Source organism: Mesorhizobium sp. M7A.F.Ca.US.006.01.1.1 (assembly GCF_003997935.1).
Lineage (GTDB): Bacteria > Pseudomonadota > Alphaproteobacteria > Rhizobiales > Rhizobiaceae > Mesorhizobium.
The window spans coordinates 1-1,357 of sequence record NZ_RZQL01000482.1 but is presented as its reverse complement, the minus strand read 5'-3'; the positions used below and the strand labels follow the sequence as shown (position 1 = coordinate 1,357).

Sequence of the window (1,357 nt, the reverse complement as noted above, 5' to 3'; positions counted from 1 at the left end):
GTGCTGGCGGCGGAAGAAATCCAGCGCTTCGGCATCGAGCCGAAGGCAGCACTCTTGTCGCATTCCGATTTCGGCTCGCGCGATTCGCCCAGCGCCCTGAAGATGCGGCAAGCAGCGGCGATCCTGGCGCGCATCGCGCCTGACCTTGAATGCGATGGCGAGATGCATGCGGACACTGCTCTGTCGGAGCACCTGCGCCAGCGCGTCTATCCCCATTCGAGACTGAAGGGCGAAGCCAATTTGCTGGTGTTCCCCAACCTCGATTCTGCGAACATCACCCTGACGGCGCTCAGAACCATGACGGATGCGCTGCATGTCGGGCCGATCCTGCTCGGCACGGACATGCCGGCGCATATATTGACGCCGTCTGTCACGTCGCGCGGCGTCGTCAACATGACGGCGCTTGCCGTGGTCGAAGCCGCCCACAAGGCACAAGCGGTCGTCAATCTGGGCTGAACACGGATTTCGCGGTAAACTGCAGTTAACCGCGAACACGGTAGCCTTGCGGGGCTGACAGTCGGATTTGGCAGGCGGAGTTTGGTCGGATGGCAAGCGGAGGGTGGAAGCAGGCGCATGCTGCCGTGCTGCTTGGCCTGCTGTTGTCCGCAACCTGGGGAGTAGCCGAGCCACAGGCTGCTTCGCGGGTCTGCCGGCAGCTGGAAGCCGATCTTGCCGCGTCCTCGCGCGGCGGCGGTGGCCGTCCGGCGCTAGTCCGGAAATACGATTCCGCAATTGCCAGGCAACATGAGCAGATTTCCAAGGCTCGCAGCCAGGCGAGCCGGGCCGGGTGCGGTTTTTCGCTGTTTGGCCGCAACCTCAATCAATGCGCCGGGCTCAACGCCACCATCGACCGCATGAATGCCAATCTCGACGCCTTGCAAAACAAGCGCGAGCGGCTGGCTGGCGGTGGCTCTCGCCGCGACCGCGGACGCATCCTGGCGGCGCTCGACGCCAATGGCTGCCGCGACGACACCGTTGCGCCTCGGCGTGCGCCTTTGCAGGAGGCGAACCGTGACGGCGGCAGCGCAAACCTGTTCGATCAGCTTTTTGGCGGCAACAGCCAGCAACTCGATATGCTTGATGAGCCCAACCAGCCCGACGATCCCGGCGAGGAGCGCAATGTCCGCCGTGTGCTCAACCAGCCCGGCGTACCGGATTTTCCGAGCGTCGGCGGCGAATTCCACACGTCCTGTGTGCGCACCTGCGACGGCTACTTTTTCCCGATGTCGAACTCGGCCTCGGCAGGCGATTTCGAACGCGACCAGAAGAATTGCGAATCGAGCTGCCCCGGCACCGAGATGCAGGTTTTCTATTCGCGCGGCATGGCCGACGATTCGGCCTCGATGACGTCATCGGT

2 protein-coding genes are annotated in these 1,357 nt (G+C 63.6%); both read left to right on the top strand.

Annotated features, from left to right (window positions below):
* Positions 1 to 456 (top strand): phosphate acyltransferase (locus tag EN943_RS37025; RefSeq protein ID WP_281060889.1); only part of this gene is annotated, 456 nt, incomplete at its 5' end.
* Positions 457 to 545: 89 nt separating this feature from the next.
* On the top strand, positions 546 to 1,357 hold an 812-nt coding region (locus EN943_RS37020; protein ID WP_127416614.1), incomplete at its 3' end, for a DUF2865 domain-containing protein.